Raw genomic sequence first — 21981 nt, 5'->3', positions numbered from 1 at the left:
CCCATGGACGCAAACCAGACACGGCTCAGATTGACCATCAGTAACCCCCGGGAAGTGGGCAGCGGCGCCGACATTTCCTGTGATTTCGGCACTAATGGCGGCTCGATCGGGTCAGCGACCAGCGACACCTGGCGTTTGTCGCCACACCGCACCGGCGTGGTCTCCGGCCATGCGGAAGTCCGCTGGATCGACGGGCAGTTCTGCCTCATCGACCGCTCCGGGCGCACTTACATCAACAGCGCCAGCCTGCCGGTGGGCCGCGGTCGTCGCGCGCGCCTGGTGGCTGGCGACAAGCTGCGCCTGGGTAAGTACGAAGTGCAGGCGGATCTGGTCAAGGGAGCCGTTCCCGTGGCGGCTTCAATGGAGGGGGAGGTCGACGATCCTTCCTTGGTGAACACGCCAGAAGGGGTGCTGCACCAGTACGACGGCGACCAGCCGCGCCAGGCCGATCCCCTGGACCATTTGGACCCGGCGCCGAGCGAACGGGAACAACGCGATCCGATGGCAGGTTTCAGCTATCAGGATCGGGAGACGGTGGCTGAAGAACTGCGCCCGGAACTGCTAAGCGACGATCCTGCCTGGCACGGCAGCGCGCCGCAAGCCAGCGACCCCTATATGGACGAGCGGGAACGGGCCTTGCGCCTGCCCGTGATTAACGGAGGAAAGCGGAACATGGATGAAGTCCGCACGGAGTATTCCCAACAGGCGCCTAATGCCCGTGATAGCCGTCATAACCGGCATAACGACAGCGAGCAAAGCCGCAAACACATCAGCGGTGCGCCCTTGCTGAGGGGTATGGAGACTGACCTGCGTTTCAGCGACAGCGACGATATGCGCCTGTTCCTGGAAGAGGCCGGCCAGACTTTGCACGCCACTATTCAAGGGCTTTTGGAACTGCACCAGCACGAAGACAGCCGCCATCGTGCGCTACGCACCCGGCTGCAGCCCATCGAGGACAACCCACTGCGTTTGGGCCAGGACTACGACAGCACCATGCAGACCCTGTTCGCCGCCGAGCGCAGCCCGGTGCATCTTTCCGCGCCAGCGGCCGTCACCGAAAGCCTGACCGGGTTGCGCCACCACCAGCAAGCCAGCCAGGCCGCCATCAGCGAAGCCCTGAGCGCCATCCTGCACGCGTTTTCGCCGGAAAATTTGCTGCGCCGTTTCCACGGTTACCGGCGGGGTCTGCAGACCGACGAAAGCGAGCCGGCCTGGGCCTGGGAAATGTACAAGCACTACTACGAAGAACTCAGGTCCAGCCGTCAGCGGGGATTTGAGCGTCTGTTCGAGGAGGTCTTCGAGCAGGCCTACGATCATCATCTGAGACAGCTACAAAGGGAGTCGACGCTGTGAAAATGAGCAAATGGATATTGCTGTGTGTTGCCATAGGCCTGGCCGGCTGCAGCACACCCTACAAAGCCGTCACCAAGACCGCGAAAGTGCTCTGGGATCCCGATATTCCCGTCGGTGAGCCCGAAGACCTGCCCAGCCGCGTGGACCTGACCATGCTGGCGGAACCCAACGTGAACCCGAACGAGGCCATGCAGCCGACGCCGATCAACTTCCAGATTATCGAAATGGAAGACAGCTCCATGATCATGGCGGCGGATTTCGACCAGCTGCTGACCGACCTGGAGGATTCTTTGGGCAACAACTACATCGACCATGCCGATTACACGATGCTCCCCGGCCAGTTCAAGTTTATCGAGCCGTTCGAGATCGATTCCGACACCCGCTATATCGGTGTTATCGCCTTCTACGCCTATCCCAACCAGTCCCAGTGGAAGAAGGTCGTCAAGGTCGATCCTATCGGTGGGGACTTTCATATCCTGGTAAACCTGCGTGAACGCGATGTGATCATGCAGAAGGCGGAAGACTGAGTTATGGCGGCACATAATCGCGTAGTGTGGAGTGACGGCCTGTTTATCAAGCCGCAGCACTTTCAGCAGCAGCAACGCTATCTCGAGCATCAGATCAACGAGCGGGCGCTGGCGGTATCGGATTACCTCTATGGCTTCAGCGAGCTGCAGCTCAACGACGAATACCTGAGTTTTGGCCGTATCGGTCTGGTGCGGGCGTCGGGCCTGTTTCCGGATGGCACCCGCTTCAGCTTGCCGGCCGAAGACGCCATGCCCGAGCCACTGGAAATCACCGACGCCTCCGTGGCCAACCAAGTGGTTTATCTGGCTTTACCGCTGGGTACGGACAGCCTGGCGGAAGTGGAGTGGCCCGAGTCCGGGGTTTCCGCCCGCTTCACGGCGCAGCCGGCGGAAGTGCGCGATCTGCACTCGATTGATGGCGATGCCCATGCCATCGACATCGCCAAGGTAAACCCGCGTCTGATGCTGGAGCGCGAGGATCGCAGTGCCTATGCCGCACTGGCGATCGGGCGCATTCTCGAAAAGCGTCCGGATGGCAGCCTGGTGATGGACCCGAGCTTCATGCCCACCATGCTGAGCGTGCGCGCAGCGCCCAAGTTGCAGCGCTTCGTTGGTGAAATGGCTGGACTGATGCGTGAACGGGCAAAGAACATCGCCGAACGTGTTGGCTCGCCCAACCAAGGCGGCGTGGCGGACGTGTCTGATTTCATGCTGTTGCAGATGCTCAACCGGGCTCACCCGCGCTTTATGCATCTGGCGCGCCTGCGCCAACTGCACCCCGAACGGCTGTATGAAGCCCTGCTGGAACTGTGTGGCGAGCTGGTGACCTTCACCGACGAGAGCCGGCTACCGCAGGAACACGCGGCGTACGATCACGATCTGCCGGAAGATTCCTTCAGCCCCTTGATGCAGGTACTGCGCCAGTCCCTAAGTACCGTGCTCGAGCCACGTGCCATGGCGATCCAGTTGCAGCAGCGCCAGTACGGTCTCACGGTGGCTCCGATCCAGGACAATCAACTGGTGGGGCAGGCGGAATTTATCCTGGCAGTACGCGCCGATATGCCCACCGACGACCTGCGCAAGCAGTTTGTCCAGCAATGCAAGGTAGCGTCGGTGGAGAAGATTCGCGACCTCATCAGCTTGCAGCTACCGGGCATTCCGCTGATGCCATTGCCGGTCGCGCCGCGCCAGTTGCCGTACCACGCCGGCTTTACCTACTTCCAGCTCGACGCCCGCAGCCAGGCGTGGCAGATGCTGGAAAACGGCAGTGGCTTCGCATTCCACGTGGCGGGGGATTTCCCCGGTATCGAAATGCAGTTCTGGGCCATCAGGAGCTAGATCATGGACGACGCAAGCGTCATGGATGCGCCGCAACAGGATACTTTCGGCAAGCTGCTGTTTGACGATGCGGCCGACTTGAATACCACCGCCGACGAGACGTTCCGTCTGCGCGGTTATGAGCACAACCGCCTGGTGGATGCCGCCACTCCGCTGCTGGGGCTGGTGATTCGCGTACGCCGGCTGGCGGACTTCAACCGTGTGCCGGAGCTGTACCAGCAAGTGGTCGACGAAGTCACCGATATCGACCGTGAGTTGATCGAGCAGGGCTATGAGCGGCCCACCGTAGTGGCCTACCGCTACGTGCTCTGTGCCTTCATCGACGAGGCGGTGCTAGGCACCGAATGGGGCGCGCACAGTGTCTGGTCCCAGCAGTCATTGCTGTCTCGCTTTCATAACGAGACCTGGGGCGGCGAGAAGGTCTTCGCCATCCTCTCGCGCATGGAACAGGAGCCCGAGCGCTACCGGGACATGCTGGAGTTCATCTACCTGGCCCTGTGCCTGGGGTTCGAAGGCCGCTACAAGGTGTTGGAAAACGGCCGCGATGAGTACGAGCGCATCATTGCCGGCCTCTACCGCCAGATTGCCGACCTGCGTGACGGCGAGCCGCCGGAGAGCCTGGGCAATGCGCTCGAGCATGTCACCCCGGCGCGCAATCGTTTCCGTAATGGCCTACCCCTGTGGGGCATCTTCGGGCTGTTCGTCGGCGCCATGGCCACTGTTTACACCCTCTACAGTATTGCATTGGATGAGCGCATCAAGGACGTGCTCGGCGTGCTGGCGCAACTGCCGAAGTAGGCGCCGCTGTCTAAATAGGTGCGGCCGCTCAAATAAGACGCTGCTGCGCCAATAAAAAGGATAAGGAGATCATTATGCTTCGGGTCGAACTACCGGCGCTCATCGGGCGCCTCAATGAAATCTGCCGCGAGGGGCTGGAAGCCTCGGCGGCACTGTGTATCGCCCGTCAGGGCGCCGAAATCACGCCGGCACATTTACTGTTCAAACTGCTGGAAACGCCGTATTCCGATATCCGCCTGATGTTGGATCAGGCCGGTATCGATCACCTGGCCTTGCAGCCGATCATCGGCCAGAGCCTGGAAGGGGGCCCGCAAACGGCGGAGGCCTATCCGTCGTTCTCGCCGCTGCTGATCGAGCTGATCCAGGACGCCTGGCTGCTCGCGTCGACCGAACTGGACCATCGTGAGCTGCGTTCCGGTGCCCTCTTCCTGGCGCTGCTGCTCAATGCCGACCGCTACCTGATGCCGCAAGTCAGCCGGGCACTGGCGGGTCTGAATCGGGAGCATTTGAAGCGGCAGTTTGTCACCGTGACTCGCGGTTCCATCGAATGGCCGGTCGAAGCCAGCGAACCAAGCCAGGGCGCAAGGGGGGCGGTAGCCGTCGATGACTCCCTGCTCAGCCGCTATGCCACCGATTTTACCCAGCGCGCGCGGGAAGACGGCTTCGATCCGGTGCTGTGCCGGGACGCGGAAATCGACCAGATGATCGATATCCTCTGCCGCCGCCGCAAGAATAACCCGATTGTCGTCGGCGATGCCGGTGTGGGTAAAAGTGCCGTTGTCGAGGGTCTTGCGCTGCGTATTGTCGCCGGCGACGTGCCTGACCGATTGAAAGAAGTCGAGCTGTGGGCACTGGATTTGGGCGCGTTGCAGGCCGGTGCTTCCGTGAAAGGCGAATTCGAGAAGCGCCTGAAGGGCGTCATCGAGGCGGTGAAAGAGTCCCCTACGCCGATCATTCTGTTCATCGACGAAGCCCATACCCTGATCGGCGCGGGCAACAACGAAGGCGGTTCCGATGCGGCTAACCTGCTCAAGCCAGCCCTGGCGCGGGGCGAACTCTGCACCATCGCCGCCACGACCTGGCGCGAGTACAAGAAGTACTTCGAGAAGGACCCTGCCCTGAGCCGGCGTTTTCAGCCGGTCGCCTTGGGCGAGCCTACCACCGGACAGGCGGTACACATCCTGCGCGGCCTGCGTCCGGTCTACGAGAAAGCCCATCAGGTGCTGATCGACGATTCCGCCCTTAAATCCGCCGCCGAGCTTTCTGCCCGTTACCTGGCAGGTCGTCAACTGCCCGACAAAGCCATCGACGTGCTGGATACCGCCGCCGCCCGCGTCAGCCTCAATCTGAGCACACCGCCGCGTCGGCTGAGCCATGTGCGTAGCGAGCTACATCAGTTGCAGATGGAGCAGGACTTGCTCAACCGTCAGGCGCATTTGGGGCAGTCCGCCGATCCGGAGCGCCGCGACCGTGTCCGCGACAACGTGGAGTCGCTACAGGCCGAAGCCGAGCAATTGCAGGAGCGTTGGGAAGCCCAGCGCCAGTTGGTGTCTCAACTGGTTGATGTGCGCGAGCAATTACTGACTCCGGAAAGCAACGCGGTCGATCACGATGATTTGCGTGACCAGGCTGCGGCTTTGCAACAGGAACTGAACCAGCTTCAAGCCGACGAGCCGCTGGTGCATGCCCTGGTCGACACCCGCCAGGTGGCGGAAGTCATCGCCGACTGGACCGGCATTCCCGTGAACCGCATGACCGCCGATGAACTGCAGAAAATCACGCACCTGCCGGACCACCTGGAAGCACACATCAAGGGCCAGGACCCGGCGATCAAGGCATTGCATCAGCATTTGCTGACCGCCCGTGCCGATCTGCGCCGTCCCGGCCGTCCGACGGGCGCGTTCCTGCTGGTTGGCCCGAGCGGCGTGGGCAAGACCGAAACCGTGGTCCAGCTGGCGGATCTGCTCTACGGCGGCCGTCAGTTCCTGACCACTATCAATATGTCCGAGTACCAGGAGAAGCACACGGTGTCGCGCCTGATCGGTTCGCCGCCGGGCTATGTCGGTTTCGGCGAGGGCGGCATCCTGACCGAGGCGATTCGTCAGAAACCCTATTCTGTCGTGTTGCTGGACGAAGTGGAAAAGGCGCATCCGGAAGTGCTCAACCTGTTCTACCAGGCGTTCGACAAGGGCGAACTGGCGGACGGTGAAGGCCGGGTAATCAACTGCCAGAACGTGGTGTTTTTCCTCACTTCCAACCTGGGTTACGAGACCATTGTCGACCATGCCGAACGCGAAGGCGGGTTGGACACCGAGGCGTTGGACGAGGCCCTCTACCCGGTGCTGGCGGACTTCTTCAAGCCGGCTCTGCTGGCGCGTATGGAAGTGGTGCCTTACCTGCCGTTGGGTGAGGACACCCTGAATCGCATCGTCGGCGACAAGCTGGCCCGCCTGGCCGACCAAATCCGCGAACGCTACCGCACCGAGGTGGTGATGGAAGAGGGACTCGTAGAGGCCATTCGCAGCCGGGCCACACGTAGCGAGAACGGCGCGCGCATGCTGGAGTCGATTATCGAGGGCGAACTGCTGCCGCCGGTGTCGCTGGCGCTGCTGGAAAAACTGGCCGCCAGGGAGGCGGTTAACGAAGTGCGCCTGGGATTGGAAGACGGACGTTTCACCGGGGCAGTCAGTTAAGACAGCCAGTTAAAACAGTCAGTTAAGACAGCCAGTTAAGGAAAACGACTATGGGACGGATGCAGATGGAACTGCACACCGGCATTGAACTCGCGGTTGACTTGATTCGCCAGCCGGACCGGGCAGCCTTGCTGGCCTGTGCGACGGCACACATGGAGCGACTGTTCGGGGTTAGCCGCGGCTGGTTGCTGGAGCTGGACCCCAGCGGTCGCGCCCTGATGTGCCCGCGGCTGGATGCCGGATTGCGTTTCGAGTGCGACGATTTCTCGCATCCGTTTGCCCATGTCCTGCGCGAAGCCCGGCCGCGCTCGCTGTCGACCACGGCCTGCGCACGCCTGGAACATGCCGGTCTGACGGCCTTGTTCGAGGCCAGTCGCGGCGCGGATTCCATCTGGATCCAGCCGCTGATGCAGGACGACAAGCGCACTCTCGGTATCCTGGTGCTGTGCGGCCAGGATCCAGCCTGGGATACGGTGGTTGGCCAGCCCCTGTTCGAAGGCTTGTTAGCCCTCTTGATTCATCATTGGGGCGCACATCTCGACCGGGACGACCGCTTGTGGCAGCAACGAATGCTCAGCCGATCACTCAGTTCCATGAAGGACACCGAAACCGAACGCCAGAAGAACGCGATGCTGGCGGAATCCCTGGTCGGCCAGGCCGGCTGCATGAACGACCTGCGTGCCCAGATTATTCGCGCCGCCGGCAGCCAGCTGTCGGTGTTGGTGCAGGGTGAAACCGGTTGCGGCAAGGATCTGGTGGCCCGCGGCATTCATGATTTTTCCGAGCGCAAGGACGGCCCGTTTGTGGTGGTCAACTGTGCGGCGATTCCGGATAGCCTGCTCGAGAACGAACTTTTCGGCCACACCAAGGGCGCGTTCTCCGGCGCGGATGCAGCCAAACAGGGACTGCTCGCCCAGGCCCACGGTGGCACGCTGTTTCTCGACGAGATTGGCGATATGCCCATGGCACTGCAGTCCAAGCTGCTGCGGGTGTTGGAAACCCGGCAGTTCCGACCGCTTGGCGCCCGTGAAGAAACGCACTCGGACTTCCGGCTGGTGGCTGCAACCCATCAACCCCTGCAGACGCGTATTCAGGAAGGGGGGTTTCGCCGTGACCTGTTCTATCGACTGAGTCAGTTTCCCATTCGCGTATTGGCGTTGCGGGACCGGACTGAAGATCTCGAGCTACTGTGCCGGCACTTTATCCACGGATTTCGCGCGCGCGAGGGGAGCGGGCCACTGGGTATCAGTAGCCATGCGTTGGAGTATTTGAAGCACTACGGCTTTCCAGGCAACGTCCGTGAGCTGCGCAACGTGATCGAGTTTGCCTGCCTGCAGACACCGGAACGTGAAGATATTCAGGTCGAGGATTTGCGCCTGGACGTGATGGCCACTCCCGATATGGCGGTCGCCGAATCTGAAACCGGCTACGTTCCCCAGCTGGGAGTGCCGCCGATGCATGAGATTGCCGACCTGCGCGCGGCCTCCCAGGCCTTCGAAGCGGCGATTATCAGTGCCCGGCTGCGCCAATTCGGCGGCAATCGTGCCCAGGCTGCGGAGAGTTTGGGGCTGCCCAAGCGCACGCTGGCTCACAAGTGTCAGAAGTTCAACGTGGCGGAGGCAGGATGAAGTCGATCAAGCACGCGATCATGATGGCCGGCCTTTCGATCACGCTCGGCGGCACCGTTCAAGCGGCTAGCATCAACGAAACCCTGGCGGCGGCCCGGCAGTGCACCCAGGAAACCGCACGGCTGGATCGGCTGGCCTGCTTCGACGGGGTCTTCGAAACCCCGGTCCATGCCGAGGCAGACGCTAAAGCAGCCATGCCCGGTCGCCAACCCGCGGAATGGCTGGCCGCTTACGCCCAGGAATCCGGGCGAGCGCCGTCGGATGGGGCTTTACGCGGACAGGGCGACGCGGGGGAGATAGTGACTCTGCCAGCGTTGGGCGCCGTACCGCCCCGTCCGCTGCTGACGGTACGTTGCGACAACAATATTACCCATTTTGCACTGATGCTGCCCCGACCGACAGCGGCTGAGCGGGTCCGCCTGACCCTGGCCTCCGCGGCGGCACACCAGCCGCAAGTGTGGCGGGTTCGCGATGACGGTTTCGTCGTGAGCGGCGGCCGTGGCCTGCCTGCCATCGACACCATCAAGACACTGATCAATACGCCAAAACTCACGCTCACGGCCGACGAATCCGCCGTTGACGGGCTGGTTTTCGATCTGGCGGGTTTACGTGAAGGGCTGATGCCTCTACGTGAGCAATGCGGTTGGTAATTCGGTAACAGGAAAACGCGTTCAACAGGACGTTGAGAGATGATGCAAGCCGTTGAAGAACATCCATATGTGGAACAGGTCGTCGCCCCGCTGGCCGGGGACGCGCCGGTTGGTGACGCGCTGGGGGACGATCCCGCACTCGAGTTTCTCGAAAACGAGATCATGAAAATTGGCTCGCTGGCCCACACCGGCATCGACTGGTCCAAGGTCGAGCACGAGGCCTTGCGGTTATTGTCGGATATGTCCAAGGACCTCAAGGTGCTCGGCTTTCTGCTCCTGGCCCTCCAACGCGGGGGAAATGGCGAGCGCTTTGCCCTGTCCATCCACCTGCTGTGCGAGGTGATGGAGAGCTGGTGGGTCGATGCCTGGCCCTATCCGGGCGTCAAGGGTTCTCGGCCCCGGCGGTTGATGTTCGGCCAGATGATGCAGCGCGCCGCGGCGGAAGTGGACAAGATCAGCTTTGATAGCGCGGTCGGCGATGGCCGCAGCTTTTGCCTGAAACGGCTGGATAAGCTGGCCGAACTCGCCGAGGCGCAGTCAATCCCGGCGGACGGCGCTCTCGACCTCAAGCGTACGATCAACAACATGCCGGAAGTGGGTCAGGCCAGCGGAGCGTCTGAACCCAAAAAGGCGCCTCAACCCACTTCTCGACCGGCGCCAGTTACGGAAGCCGCATCATCTGCAGCGTCCGCTTCTCTGGGTAGCCTGAGCCTGGATCCGAACAACGAGCGCGCCACCCGTCAGAGTTTGTTGAAAGTGGCAGACCTGCTGACGGAACTGTCGCCTACCTCGCCGCTAGGCTACCAGCTGCGTCGCTACGCCATCTGGCAAGCCATTACCACGGCGCCGCCGGCACGGGATGGTATCCGCAGCGATCTGGCGGCGGTCAGTACCGATCGCGTGTCCGAATACCAGGACAGCCTCTCTCGTGGCGGCGACATGACACTTTGGGGGCGAATCGAGCAAAGCCTGGCGGTGAGTCCGTTCTGGCTCGAAGGCCACTATCTCAGCGCTCAGGCGGCAGAGGCCGTCGGTCAGCCCAAGTGCGCCGAAGCCATCCGGATGGCACTCAAGGAATTTATCGAGCGTTTGCCGACGTTGGCGGACATGACCTTCTCCGACGGTACGCCTTTCTTGCCCAAGGTGGTGAGTGAGTGGCTGCTTACCAGTGGCACTGGGGCTAACGGCGGTAGCGGCTCGGATTGGGACGCCGCCTATGAAACCGCTCAGGACGTGCTCAAACAGAAAGGCCTGGCGCCGGCTATGCAAATGCTGGAGGACGGTCTGGCCGAGGCCCGGGAGCCCCGCTCGCAGTTTTATTGGCGGCTCATGAGCGCCGATTTGCTGCGGGATAGCGGGATGAAGACGCTCGCGCGGCAGCAGGTAGCCGACCTGCGCGACCAGACACGAAACATGACACTGGAAGACTGGGAGCCGTCACTGATGGCTCACCTGGAACGGTTGAGCTGATTCATCCGGCGCCGAAAAAAAACGCATCAACAGGGCAGGGCGCGACGCCTCGCCACAAGGAAAGTAGGAAGTACAGGTATGGAAACCATCGCACGCAAACTGCTCATGATCGGCAGGAAAGTCTGGCCGTTTATTCGTACCGGAGGGCCGATTGTACTGGCCCTGGGATTCGGTCTGCTACTGGCGGCCACTTGGTGGCTGGGGCCACAATGGGAATGGCGCGGTGAGCGCCCGCTGGCCAGCTGGCAGAGCCGCACTTTGGTCACGCTGGGACTGGTGCTGATGGTGGCGATGATCTGGGGCTGGATGCTATCCCGTCGCCTCAAGAAAGTGGATAAGGCCCAGGCCGCGGCCAAGCGTGAGGAAGAGGACCCTATCCTGGTCTACGAGCGCCGTCAGACTCGGCTACTCAACCGCAGTCTGGCCGCCCTGCGTGACAACATTCCCGGCCGCAATCGCATCTATCGCCTGCCGTGGTATCTGGTCATGGGCCTGGAAGGCGCTGGCAAATCCAGCCTGATCCAGCGTTCCGGCCAGACCTTTACCCTGAGCAATGTGACCCGCAACCGTCAGACCGAGCGCAACCCGCTGGGCTTCGAATGGTGGATTGGCGACGAGGCGGTGGTGATCGATCCGGACGGCGAACTGTTAAGCCAGGAAGCCGGTGAAAACAATGGCGCCGCGCTACAGGAGCGTCTGTGGAAGCACTTCATTCAGTGGCTGGAAAAGAACCGTCCGCGCCGTCCGCTGAATGGCGTGATCCTGACCGTCGATCTGTCGCGCCTGAGTGCCCTGGGCGAAGCCGAACGCCGCGCCCAGGCGGTACTGCTGCGCACGCGTCTGCGCGAATTGATGGAGCAACTGGGGTCGCGCCTGCCGGTCTATGTCAGCTTCACCAAGCTGGACCTGCTGCACGGTTTTTCCGCCTTTTTCCGCAAGCTCAATAAGGTCGAGCGCGAGCAGCCGCTGGGCTTTACCTTCGCCCTGGAATCCCTACAGGATCCGGATCAGTGGCTGGAACAGTTCGACGGTGCCTACAACGACCTGATCGAACAGATCAGCCGCCGCCTGCCGCAGATTCTCTCCGACACCCGCGATCCGGAAGAGCGGGCCGCGATCTACTCGTTCAGCCGTCAGCTGGCGGGCCTGATGCCGGTGACCCAGCAGTTCCTCACCGAAATGCTGGCCGCGGACGCTTTTTCGACGCCAGCCCTTGTACGGGGCGTCTACTTCACCTCCGTCTATCAGGAAGGCGTGCCGGAAGACGCCTTCGTTTCCGCTGCTGCACGCCAGTATGGCCTGGCCGAGTCCATCCAGCCTGCCCAGCGGGGCGGTCAGTCGGTGACCTACTTCAGCGAGCGACTGTTCCCACAAATCATCTATCCCGAGGCCGGCTTGGCGGGCGATAACGTCCGAGTCACCCGTCAACGTCGTCGTACCCTGGCAACGGCTGCGGTTGTGGCGATTGCCGCAGGTCTCGGTATGACGGCCGGCTGGCAGCACTACTTTATCGAAAACGCCCAAGCGGCCCAGCAGGTGGAAAACCGGGTCCGGGGCTTTATCGACAACTGGCGCCCAATCGGTCATGAGCTGGATCCGTCCGGCCGTAACCTGCTGGATCCGCTGGACCAGCTGCGCGATGCTACCCTTGCGTTCGGCGATTACCGCGAGAAGTTGCCGCTAGTCGCGGATATGGGCCTGTACCAGGGCGACAAGGTTGGCCCGGAAATCGAGAGATCCTACCTCAACATGCTGGCCTACCAGTTCCTGCCGGCGTTAATGGTGGGTGTGATGGATGAGATGAACCAGGTGCCGGAGGAAAGCGCCGAGCGCCTGGCGCACCTGCGTGTCCTACGCATGCTATACGATGCCAGCGGCCGCCGTACCGATATCGTCGATGACTATATGACACGCTATTGGCAGGACCAGTACCCCGGCCAGCGTACGGTGCAGGAGCGCCTGATCAAACACCTCGACTACGCCATGGCGTATACCGACCTCGCGGACTGGCAAGCGAATGGCGACCGCGCCGCCGATATGGCCCTGGCGCCGTTCCAGAGCAGCGTTCAATGGGCTCAACGCGAACTTGGCCGCGTCGCCACGCCGGACCGGGTCTATCGTGAACTCAAGTCCCATTCGACCCGCGACCTGACGTCGCCGCTCAGCCTGGAAAGTACCGGCGGACCGGCGTTCGACCTGGTATTCACACGGATCGATGCCGACGGTCGTCCGCTGGAGGATCTGCCGGACGTCAGTCAGGATCCGCTGCGTATTCCGCGCATGCTGACCGACGACGGCATGAAGAGTTATTTTGTGCGCGAATCCGAGTCCGTCACGGAGCTGGCGTTGGTGGACGCCTGGGTGCTTGGGCGCCGGGACAATGTCGATTTCAGCCGCGCCGACGAGGAAGAACTACAGGCGCAGCTGCGCGACCAGTATGCTGAAGACTATGCGCACACCTGGCGTCAGGCGCTGGCGCACCTGGACATCCACCGCTTCCACGACCTCAATCATGGCGTGCGCGTGCTGGAGAACCTGACCAGCGGTCATGAACCGCTTGTGCAACTGCTGACGACGCTGCGTGAGAACACTCAGCTCTATCCGCCGCAGGCCGAGCAGGATGACGCCGCACGTGAAGTTCTGGAGCGCTCACCGTCCTATCGCATGGCGCAGGATATCGAGCAGCAGTTTGCCGGCCTCAACGCTCTGTTCCGCAAGGAGGGCGAAGCGCAGTCGCAAATTGAGGAAGTCCAGAACGTGGTTCGCTCGCTGCACGATTACATGCGCGGCATCCAGGAATCGCCGGATTCCGGCAAGGCCGCCTTGGCCGCCGCCCGCGCCCGTTTGACCCTGGAAGGCGCGGACCCGATCTTCACCCTGCAGCGTATGGCTCGCAACCAGCCAGCGCCGTTAAACCGCATGCTGGAAAAGCTCGCCAACGAAAGCTGGCGGGTGGTGCTCGACCAAGCCGTGGCCCAGCTCGAACGCAAGTGGTACGACGAGGTTTACCAACCGTTCCAGCAGAGCCTGGCGCGTAACTATCCGTTCAATTCAGGTGCCGGACGCGATGCGGCCCTGCAGGATTTCGAACGCTTCTTCGCGCCCCAGGGCATTCTGGATCGTTTCTATCAGGAAAACCTCAAGCTGTTCCTGGAAGACCACCCGGAGCACGTGCTGGTCAGCAAGCGGGCGACGCTGGTTCGCCGGGATGTGATGGCTGCACTGGAGAAGGCCGATCAGATTCGCCAGGCGTTCTTCACCCGCAGTGGGGCGCTGGACGTGGAGTTTGCGCTGGAACCGCTGAGCCTGTCGTCCAACAAGCGCCGCAGTGTGGTGAATGTGGATGGCCAGTTGGTCGAATTCAGCCACGGCCCGCGCCAGAGTATTCCGCTGATTTGGCCCAATACTTTGCGTGACAGTGTCGAAAGCCAGGTCACCCTGGTGCCGACCGAAGTGAACCGCTCGCCCCGCAGCGAGATCGCCCGCGGTCCCTGGGCCTTCTTCCGCCTGCTGGACAAGGCGGACATCACCGGGGTAAGCGGCAGCGCCATCGATGTTCGATTCAGTCTCGACGGCGGCGACGTACGTTACCGGTTGCATGCGGCGGGCAACGTCAACCCGTTCACCCAGGAATTGCTGGCCGGTTATCAGGTTCCGCGGAGCCTATACTGATCGTTTCATTAAACCGTGGTAGGATCACTCAGCGATCAGTCGTTGGTTGGTCGTATGGTGTGCCCGGCCAGCCCGGGCCACACTGACCGCAACAAGGATGAACGCCGGCGTCAGGGCGGAAGCCCGGAACTATTGGAGACGCCAGACAGGGAGTAAGTTATGGGTAAGAAAGTCGTTTTATTGGGCGATCTCGGAACCGATCACGAAGGTTTTCCGCCCACCCTCGTTATCGCTGCCAGCAGCACCGTGCTAATGGACGGCAAACCCGTTGCCCGCCAAGGCGACCCGCTGGCGATGCACTCCAAACCGAAACATGGCCCTCATCCCCGCGCCATCGCAGCCGGCAATCCCACGATCCTCGTTGAAGGCAAACCCATCGCGCTGACGGGCGATGCGGTGACCTGCGGTGGCGTGGTGATCGGCAGTGGTTCAGGCGTCGGCGGATAACCGCAGGCTTAATAGCACGATAGGTTGCCCGGAGCAGGAAAGCGCCGGGAACGTATAACAGGATTTCAAGGAAGAGAACCATGCCCCAGCCTACCGGCCTGCAGTTTACGGCCCGCCTTGGTAGCTTGCCCGACGACACCTTCGCGGTGGTGGATTTCGAGCTGACCGAGCAGCTTTCGCAGCCCTTTGTCCTTAAATTGAATCTGGCCAGTCGCTTTGCCGACCTGGCGGTGGCCGATGTGCTGGATCAGGGCGCGGAGCTGGTGATCTGGCAGGACGGCCAGGCGGTGCGCACGGTGCAGGGGGTGGTCTGTGCCTTCAGCCGGGGTGATACTGGCCACCGGCGCACCCGCTACTGGGTGGCCGTCCAACCCGCCCTGTGGCGATTAGGATTAATGCACAACAGCCGCATCTTCCAGCAGCAAACCCCGGAGACGATTCTGGGCACCTTGCTGGACGAGCGGGGGCTGGTGGATAAGCGCTTTAATCTCAAGCGCACTCCTACCGAACGGGAATACTGCGTCCAGCACCGGGAGACCGATCTCGACTTTCTCAACCGGCTCGCTGCCGAGGAAGGCTGGCACTACCGCTTTGATCATGACACGGCGGGTCAGCCGTTGGTGATGGCCGATCATCACCGGGATGCGCCGGAACTGCCCGAGGTGGGTTACAACGCCATGGCCGGGGGCAGCCACAAGGTTCCCTGTATCTTCACGTTCCAGTATACCGAGACCGTCTCGGTGGCCGGTGTATCGTTGAAGGACTACACCTTCAAGAACCCCGCCTACGCGCTGATGCATCAGGCCCATGCCGCCGATAGCGAAGCGAACCAGCGGACCGACTACGAACACTACGATTATCCGGGCCGGTTCAAGGCCGATGCGGCGGGGCAGCCGTTTACCGAATCACGGCTCGACAGCCTGCGCAGAAACGCCAGCGTCGGAAAAGGGGAAAGCAACCGGGCGGACTTTACCGCTGGGGCGAAGTTCACGCTGGACGGCCATACCCAACCAACGCTCAACCGGGACTGGCTGATCACCGCCGTCAAGCACGAAGGCAAACAACCCCAGGCGCTGGAAGAGGAAGGCGGTAGCGGGGCCACCACTTACAGCAATGACTTCTGGACCGTGCCCGGGGATAGAACCTGGCGGCCCCCGATAACGGATAAAGAGAACCCCCGCCCGCGCATGGACGGCCCGCAGATGGCCCTCGTCACCGGCCCCGAGGGTGAAGAGATCCACTGCGACGAACATGGCAGAGTCAAAGTCCGATTTCCCTGGGACCGCTACTCACAAAACAACGAACACAGCAGTGCCTGGCTCAGAGTCTCCCAGGGCTGGGCCGGCGGCAGTTACGGGTTTATGGCCATCCCCAGAATTGGCCACGAAGTCATCGTCTCCTTCCTCGATGGCGATCCGGACCAGCCGATCATAACCGGGCGGACCTACCACGCCACCAACACCCCGCCCTACGCGCTACCGGCACATAAAACCCGCACGACAATAAAGACCCAGACCCACAAGGGCGAAGGCAGTAACGAACTGCGCTTCGAGGACGAAGCCGATCAGGAACAGATCTACGTTCACGCCCAAAAAGACCTGGACCTGCTGACCGAGAACGACCGCACTGAGGTCATTCACCACAACAGCCACCTCACGGTCGACAACGACCGCTACAGTCACATTAAGGCCAATAATCACAGCACGGTCGATGGGGAAAAGCGGGAGAAGGTCGGCAAGGATCACAGCTTCGACGTCACCGGCACCCTCCACATTAAGGCCGGGTCTGCTTGGCTGAGTGAGTCGAGGCAGGAATTGCATATCAAGGCGGGTCAGAAAACCGTCATTGAAGCGGGTACGGAACTTACGCTTAAAGCAGGTGGCAGCTTCGTCAAGATCGACCCCAGTGGTGTGGCACTGAGTGGCGCGGCGATTAATCTCAACGCGGGTGGTTCGGCAGGGAGTGGTTCAGGGCAGGCGGTCAAGGTGCCTGCGGTGCCTCAGACTTTGGCCGCGCATAAGGGCGAGAAGGTCGAGCCCGAGGTCCTGGCCGAAGTCGGTCAACGCGCTGCAGCCAAGCCCGTGGTCTTGCATCGCCTGAAGCAGGGCCGAATTCAGCGTTCTGTTCTGGTTGAACAGTGCCAGGAGCAGCCCGATGGGACCTGCCCGTTGAGTGACTGCCCTTGTGGCAAGTCTTCAATAGCATAAAGGGGCTGCCGACCATGATGCCCAAGCTGAACAGCAAGACTGTATTCGTCATTATCGAGGGCCATCCGAAGCGGCCCATTCTGCCGGTCCTGTATGACCTTGAGTCGCAGCCCCATTGGCGGTACCTGTTTGCTGATACGGAGTGGGGCCCCTACCAATCGGAAAGCCCTTTATTGATACAGACTGACGCCGGCTCCCCTTTTTTGCAGCGCGTGATGGATGACATGCAAAGCCCGAATGGCTGGCTTGGTCTGATTCTCGAGTCGACTGAAGATTTCGATACCGTACTGTCTTGGGCCCAACAACGACTGACGGTCGCCTTAGCCCCACCTCGAACCGGACTGCTGCGCTACTACGATCCGCTGATCTGGCACGCACTCTGTACGGCCGGAGGAAGAATTGGGGAGACCATCCAGCACGGGCATTACTGGCTGGACGACGGGGATGCGGGCTGCTGGCACACCAGTGCGAAGCCCGAGCCTGTCGCGGAGCCCGCAACATCGGGTTTGAGTCCTGAGCAGTATCAAGCCCTCGCATCTCTCGCGAGCCGAACGAACAGCGGCCAGGTAACGAGTTAGGGAAGACAAGGATGTCCAAAAGAAACACCAGCCAAGCGTCCGTGAGTACCGGTCCGGCCTGCGAGGGCAAGACCCTCATTATTGAGGTGATGGGGGACGGTACGCCGGCCCCTCACCACGAATTTCGCCTTTACGATGAAACCGATCAGGTCCAGCAAGAAGGGTTGGAAAACCAGCGGAAAGCCGAAGCCCTGGATGACCAGCTCCTGCACGTTTGGCCCTGGGAGCGCCAGCCTGCCCGCAATGTCTGGCTGGAGATCGAGGCCGAGGCCGGTGCGCCGGTCCGGGTGCCGTTGTTTCGCAATGTCGCCGAGACCCCTCGCCAGGAGGTGGTCCAATGGAACCGCGTATGGCCAGTGGTGCCCCAGGCGTTGATCCGTGACGATGCCCCGCTGCCCGGCCATCCAGACTGGCAGGCGATGCCGCTACGACCCGGTTTTCTCTATATTTTCCGCGATGGGCGGCTCTGGCGTGAGTTGCAGGTGAGCGCCGGGGACGATGGTGCACCTCAATTTCAGGACGTCCGCCTCCTGGATTACCGTCGGCGTGGCCAAGCCGGGGTTACCGATGACCGCCGACCGGCGGTGGGCGTGCCCCTGGACGCGATCTGGCTACCGGTGCGAGGCATGAATCGCACCCTGAACGACGCGTTCGAGTTTGCGTTTTCCGATGCCCAGTGGTCTGCGTCCCGGGTGGCCTATCTCGAACGGGAAGCGAATGCCCGCGCGGGCCGCTGCGTCCGCCTGCGAGGCATGGCCTTGGACTCGCGTACCCTCACCGCCGGCCAGCTCGCGACGTTCGATAGCCTGCCCCCTATGCGGCCCCGTGAGCCTCTACTGGAAATGACACTGGCGAAGCCCTGGAAAAGCGTGCACGACCTTACTGGCACCTTTGCCAACAACCTGTTCGGCCAGGCGCGTGAGGAACAGGAGGCATTCAACGCAGGTGGTGACTCGGCGGACGACGCTTGGCGAGAGGCAAATCAGCCGGGTGCGCCGCTGTGGGATGAACCGGGTGCCCGTTTTGCGGCCTTCGGCGCGGCGCAAGCCGGAAATGGTGAAACATCGGCCCTCTGGCAGCCCTTGGGAAGCGCCGCCGACGCCAACGCCTCGGCGCGGGCATCAGGCTATTGCGCGTTGCTGTTGGACGACCCCCAGTTCGACCTCCGCCACTCCCTGAACCGCGGTCTCGACGCCCAGCACTACCTGGAGGCGCTACAGCAGGCGGCGGTATCGCACCCGCATGCCGATACGGCCCAACTGATCCAGCAAACCCTGGTACCCGACCGCATTAATGGCGAAGAGAATGCGTACCACGCCTACCTTAAGCACATCGACAGCGGCTTGTTCGGATCCTTGCACCGGGCACTGCACACTGGCCAGCGTCAACTGGCAGTGGAAGCCCTGGCTGCCGCGCAGCGAACCGTCGCCAGGGTTTTCCGTCAACCGGAGGCCCAGGCGATCCTGGCGGACTATTTTAGTCTGCGCGGCGCCGACTACGTCGAAGGCTTCGCCCTGACCCGCGATCTGTTCCAGATGCTGGCGCTGGACCCCAATAAGGCGGATAGCGCCCTGACCCGAGGGCGGACTGTGGTGCAGACGGCCCCGGTGCGGGATGCCGGCGAACTGCTGGGAGCGATCGTGACCGGGGAGGGGGACGTGCCCCTGCACGTCATGCTCTTCCCGCCGGAGACGCCCGCGGAGGCGGACCCTGTGGCCGAGGGCGACGGCCGCTGCCGGCCGGACGACCTGCACGCACTCGCGGACCTGCAGCTGGACCCGGGCGGGATCCAGACTCTGTCGGCGGCGGCCATGCTGGCCCTGGCGCGCCAGGCCGATATGAACCTGTCCACCGAGGCGAAGCGATGGTCCTCACTGGTCAACGGGCTGCTCAACGCCGTCGACTCATACGCCCGGGGGGCGGCGATGACCCTGAAATCTGCCGCGCATAAAATCAACGCCAACGTCTATGGCCCGCTACTACGCCTTGCCCAGGCCCGGGATCCCAGCTTTATGGGGCGGATGCGGTTTATGCCTCGCTCCCAGGTGCCTTCGGACTGGATTGTCTTCGGCGTCCACGATCCGGAAATCGGACTGGAGCACGGCCTCACCGAAGCCGATAAACAATACGTCCACCCGGGGAACCAGCATCGCAAGTTCTACGGCGAATTCCTTGACTCGGAGACTGGCGAGCCCTTGGCCAGTACCGCCCGTAGCCGGCTACCGAATGTCGCCGACACGGCGGCCGCCCGAGAGCTACACGTGTACGCTGCGCCAGCAACCAACGACGTGGTCCAGAGCTACCGGCAGTACCGAAGCCTTAAGCGTTGGCAGGACATCGCGGACCGTTTCCGGGTGCCTTATTTTGTGTTGATGGTTGAGGCTTTTAATCTTCTGCAGGAGCGTTCAATGTTCGAGGAAGCTTTGCGGGAGAAGGGGCGTTTTAGAACCTTTGCAGGTGCAATAAGTGCCATCTACGATTTAGCGTTTGCTTCAGCAATTGCCGCAGAGCGCATGCACCAGTCAATGAGAGAGCCTGTGAAGCTACTGACAAAGCTTGCCAGCGGGCTCGATAATACAGCGTTTAGGATACCGCATACGATAATGTCGCGTTTTTCAACTACCCTGGCGAGGGCCCTCCCGGAACTCGTCACCTACCGCCTGCTCGGCGGTATCGTGTCCGGAGTGTTTTTTACCACTGTCTCGATCCTCGACATAGCCCACGAGTGGGATACCGGCGACGGGGATGCAGCGCTCGCCTTCGGCGCGTCGGCGGTGGGTGGCAGCCTGATGATCGTCAGCACCCTGATGTACGCCTCCCTGGCTCAGTCCGGGGCGGCAGTCGTGCTGTTGGGTATGGGACCGGGTGGCTGGCTGGCGCTCGGCCTGACGCTGGCGATCGGCGGCGGTATAGCGGCGTTACTCTTGAACGACGCCCCTCTGGAGGAATGGCTCAAACGTGGCCCGTTCGGTATCGAGCAGGATGACGCCTACCCCCACTTGCGGAACGACCCGGCGGAAACCTACTACCGGGGACTGGACGTGTTCACCAAACCACGTATCAGCATCGAGCCCGTCGCCAACCTGCCAGCCACTCTGGCGCGGGAGGGCTACGAGGTTCCCAGGCAGCGGGAAGTCGATTACGCCCGAGTTAACACCCGAGTGACGGTGGAGAATCCCTTGGCGTCGCTATTGAACGGCGCCCTATTGGAAACCTATTTCCGTGGCAGCCGCAAGACCGCGTCGCCGACCCGCAGGGGCATTCGATACCGGACCGAGTCGCTGGATGACAACATCAACGTCGTGCTGGGACAGCCACTGGCCAACGGTCAAGCCTATTATATCGCCCTCCCACCGAGGGAAACCTTTGCTATCTATGGACAAAGCGCTGAGGGTGTACATTCTTACGATGTGGCCGTGCGCGCCCAGTGGCAGTACCAGGGTCAGGGGCGGCACTGGGTATTCCCGGCGCCTGAACTGGCGAGCGACCGCACTTTCCACCCGGCGGCGGACGGCCAGCCGGACTTTGAGAAGTCGGACCGGGCGTTCTGGGCGGACGAACAGAGCTATAAGGCGGAGGACGCATGACCGAGACGGCAACACAGGCCCATTACACCGATACCGCTTATCGGAGCAATCGCAAGGCGCCGGAACCGGCTGAGGACAATCGGCAGGGCGCCGTGTTTCGTAAGTCTTGGACCATGGGGTCGCCGTTGACGAAGGGCCGGCTCTATGGATTGGTGCCACCCAGTCTTCTGGCGCTATGGTCTCCTTCATGGCTTCGGGACGATAAACGCTTAAAGGAGGAGAACGGCGTTGATGAACTGGTAGAACGCCATACCTACTTTGGCCGGCTGGACGAGGAATGTATCCGTTACGCCACCCTACCCAAATCCAGTTGGGCTCTGCTTTGGATGCAGCATGGGGGGCGAATATGTTTCATTTGGCTCTTTCCAATTGCCTTGCTCGTATTAGCTTACGGTTGGTGGATTGAGCATGAAACGACCACATTCAGCGTCTATTTCCACGAGGGCATACTCCCGTTATTTCTGTACATGTTTTTACCGATGCTCCTGTGTTGGGGCGTCGGCCGTTTCTTGGAAAAGAAGTTCCCCCATATCGTCTACCGCTCCCCCAAGGGCCCGTTATGGGAGTTGAACCGCCGAACTGGGCTGGTGACATTGTTCGACGACATTACTAAGGATGAGACCGCCGGGCAGGTAAAGGCCCAGGCCCCCTTCCACGACTGGGAGGGCTACCTGATGTCGTTGCCGGACCACCAGGGCAATATCTGGCACCGGCTGATGTTGGTGCATAAGACCCGGGAGTGGGCCTTACCCCTGAACCAGTTGCTGGCAGCGACAACGAACAAGCAGGACGTGCTGGCCTACTGGGATCTGATCCGTCAGTACATGGATGTCACCAAGCCCCTGCCGGACGTCCCGGTGTTCGAAGCCTACCGGTCCCTGGACCCGACAACCCGGGCCTACGACACGAAAAAGGGCCGCGACCCGCGCTATTGGTTTGATATGGACGACGAGACCTTTGAGGCGGTACGTCGGGAGAACGAGGCCAAGGTTCGGAGTTCCAACTGGGGTGAATAGGTCGTGATCAATAAGGC

14 protein-coding genes are annotated in these 21981 nt (G+C 61.8%); all 14 read left to right on the top strand.

The window, feature by feature from the left end; genetic code table 11:
- The first annotated feature begins 3 nt into the window (after positions 1 to 3).
- The 14 genes from tagH (at position 4) to FXO11_RS19385 (ending at position 21964) form a co-directional block, all read left to right on the top strand.
- A complete protein-coding gene (gene tagH, locus FXO11_RS19450; protein WP_148864591.1) occupies positions 4 to 1353 on the top strand; it encodes a type VI secretion system-associated FHA domain protein TagH in 1350 nt (449 codons plus the stop codon).
- On the top strand, positions 1350 to 1880 hold the full coding sequence (gene tssJ, locus FXO11_RS19445) for a type VI secretion system lipoprotein TssJ (protein WP_406565634.1): 531 nt from the start codon (positions 1350 to 1352) through the stop codon (positions 1878 to 1880). The genes tagH and tssJ overlap by 4 nt, the downstream gene beginning before the upstream one ends.
- 3 nt (positions 1881 to 1883) lie before the next feature.
- Entirely contained in the window at positions 1884 to 3218 is a 1335-nt protein-coding gene (gene tssK / locus FXO11_RS19440; RefSeq protein WP_148864590.1) for a type VI secretion system baseplate subunit TssK, read from the top strand.
- A 3-nt stretch (positions 3219 to 3221) separates the two neighbouring features.
- Positions 3222 to 4016: a type IVB secretion system protein IcmH/DotU gene (icmH, locus tag FXO11_RS19435; protein WP_148864589.1), complete on the top strand. Its 795-nt coding sequence runs from the start codon at positions 3222 to 3224 to the stop codon at positions 4014 to 4016.
- 74 nt (positions 4017 to 4090) lie between these two features.
- A complete protein-coding gene (tssH, locus tag FXO11_RS19430) occupies positions 4091 to 6709 on the top strand; it encodes a type VI secretion system ATPase TssH (RefSeq protein ID WP_148864588.1) in 2619 nt (872 codons plus the stop codon).
- A gap of 50 nt (positions 6710 to 6759) precedes the next feature.
- On the top strand, positions 6760 to 8337 hold the full coding sequence (locus FXO11_RS19425; protein ID WP_202980260.1) for a sigma-54 interaction domain-containing protein: 1578 nt from the start codon (positions 6760 to 6762) through the stop codon (positions 8335 to 8337).
- Complete coding sequence (vasI, locus tag FXO11_RS19420; RefSeq protein WP_227545977.1) at positions 8334 to 8987, top strand: type VI secretion system-associated protein VasI; 654 nt, start codon at positions 8334 to 8336, stop codon at positions 8985 to 8987. Before FXO11_RS19425 ends, vasI begins: the two co-directional genes overlap by 4 nt.
- Positions 8988 to 9026: 39 nt before the next feature.
- Complete coding sequence (gene tssA, locus FXO11_RS19415) at positions 9027 to 10457, top strand: type VI secretion system protein TssA (protein ID WP_227545976.1); 1431 nt, start codon at positions 9027 to 9029, stop codon at positions 10455 to 10457.
- A gap of 78 nt (positions 10458 to 10535) precedes the next feature.
- A complete protein-coding gene (gene tssM / locus FXO11_RS19410; RefSeq protein WP_148864587.1) occupies positions 10536 to 14129 on the top strand; it encodes a type VI secretion system membrane subunit TssM in 3594 nt (1197 codons plus the stop codon).
- Between the two features lie 159 nt (positions 14130 to 14288).
- The gene (locus FXO11_RS19405) at positions 14289 to 14576 is read left to right on the top strand and encodes a type VI secretion system PAAR protein (protein ID WP_148864586.1); all 288 of its coding nucleotides are present in this window, start codon (positions 14289 to 14291) and stop codon (positions 14574 to 14576) included.
- 80 nt (positions 14577 to 14656) lie between these two features.
- Positions 14657 to 16783 carry a type VI secretion system Vgr family protein gene (locus FXO11_RS19400; RefSeq protein WP_148864585.1) on the top strand — a complete coding sequence of 709 codons (2127 nt, stop codon included), beginning with the start codon at positions 14657 to 14659 and terminating at the stop codon, positions 16781 to 16783.
- 14 nt (positions 16784 to 16797) lie between these two features.
- Positions 16798 to 17361, top strand: a complete 564-nt coding sequence (locus FXO11_RS19395; RefSeq protein WP_148864584.1) for a DUF4123 domain-containing protein — start codon at positions 16798 to 16800, stop codon at positions 17359 to 17361.
- Positions 17362 to 17372: 11 nt separating this feature from the next.
- Complete coding sequence (locus FXO11_RS19390) at positions 17373 to 20948, top strand: hypothetical protein (protein WP_148864583.1); 3576 nt, start codon at positions 17373 to 17375, stop codon at positions 20946 to 20948.
- Positions 20945 to 21964, top strand: a complete 1020-nt coding sequence (locus FXO11_RS19385; RefSeq protein ID WP_148864582.1) for a hypothetical protein — start codon at positions 20945 to 20947, stop codon at positions 21962 to 21964. The genes FXO11_RS19390 and FXO11_RS19385 overlap by 4 nt, the downstream gene beginning before the upstream one ends.
- The last annotated feature ends 17 nt before the right edge of the window (positions 21965 to 21981 follow it).

Source organism: Marinobacter fonticola, from assembly GCF_008122265.1.
Taxonomy (GTDB): Bacteria; Pseudomonadota; Gammaproteobacteria; order Pseudomonadales; family Oleiphilaceae; genus Marinobacter_A; species Marinobacter_A fonticola.
Note: the sequence above shows the minus strand (reverse complement) of the source record. Positions and strands in the feature narration are given on the sequence as shown.

What these genes read in the sequence shown, in the direction of transcription:
- FXO11_RS19425 (WP_202980260.1), top strand. Translation starts at nt 6,760, where the DNA reads ATGGGACGGATGCAGATGGAACTGCACACCGGCATTGAACTCGCGGTT.
- FXO11_RS19405 (WP_148864586.1), top strand. Translation starts at nt 14,289, where the DNA reads ATGGGTAAGAAAGTCGTTTTATTGGGCGATCTCGGAACCGATCACGAA.
- tssM (WP_148864587.1), top strand. Translation starts at nt 10,536, where the DNA reads ATGGAAACCATCGCACGCAAACTGCTCATGATCGGCAGGAAAGTCTGG.
- FXO11_RS19400 (WP_148864585.1), top strand. Translation starts at nt 14,657, where the DNA reads ATGCCCCAGCCTACCGGCCTGCAGTTTACGGCCCGCCTTGGTAGCTTG.
- FXO11_RS19390 (WP_148864583.1), top strand. Translation starts at nt 17,373, where the DNA reads ATGTCCAAAAGAAACACCAGCCAAGCGTCCGTGAGTACCGGTCCGGCC.
- FXO11_RS19385 (WP_148864582.1), top strand. Translation starts at nt 20,945, where the DNA reads ATGACCGAGACGGCAACACAGGCCCATTACACCGATACCGCTTATCGG.
- tagH (WP_148864591.1), top strand. Translation starts at nt 4, where the DNA reads ATGGACGCAAACCAGACACGGCTCAGATTGACCATCAGTAACCCCCGG.
- tssK (WP_148864590.1), top strand. Translation starts at nt 1,884, where the DNA reads ATGGCGGCACATAATCGCGTAGTGTGGAGTGACGGCCTGTTTATCAAG.
- tssH (WP_148864588.1), top strand. Translation starts at nt 4,091, where the DNA reads ATGCTTCGGGTCGAACTACCGGCGCTCATCGGGCGCCTCAATGAAATC.
- icmH (WP_148864589.1), top strand. Translation starts at nt 3,222, where the DNA reads ATGGACGACGCAAGCGTCATGGATGCGCCGCAACAGGATACTTTCGGC.
- vasI (WP_227545977.1), top strand. Translation starts at nt 8,334, where the DNA reads ATGAAGTCGATCAAGCACGCGATCATGATGGCCGGCCTTTCGATCACG.
- tssA (WP_227545976.1), top strand. Translation starts at nt 9,027, where the DNA reads ATGATGCAAGCCGTTGAAGAACATCCATATGTGGAACAGGTCGTCGCC.
- FXO11_RS19395 (WP_148864584.1), top strand. Translation starts at nt 16,798, where the DNA reads ATGATGCCCAAGCTGAACAGCAAGACTGTATTCGTCATTATCGAGGGC.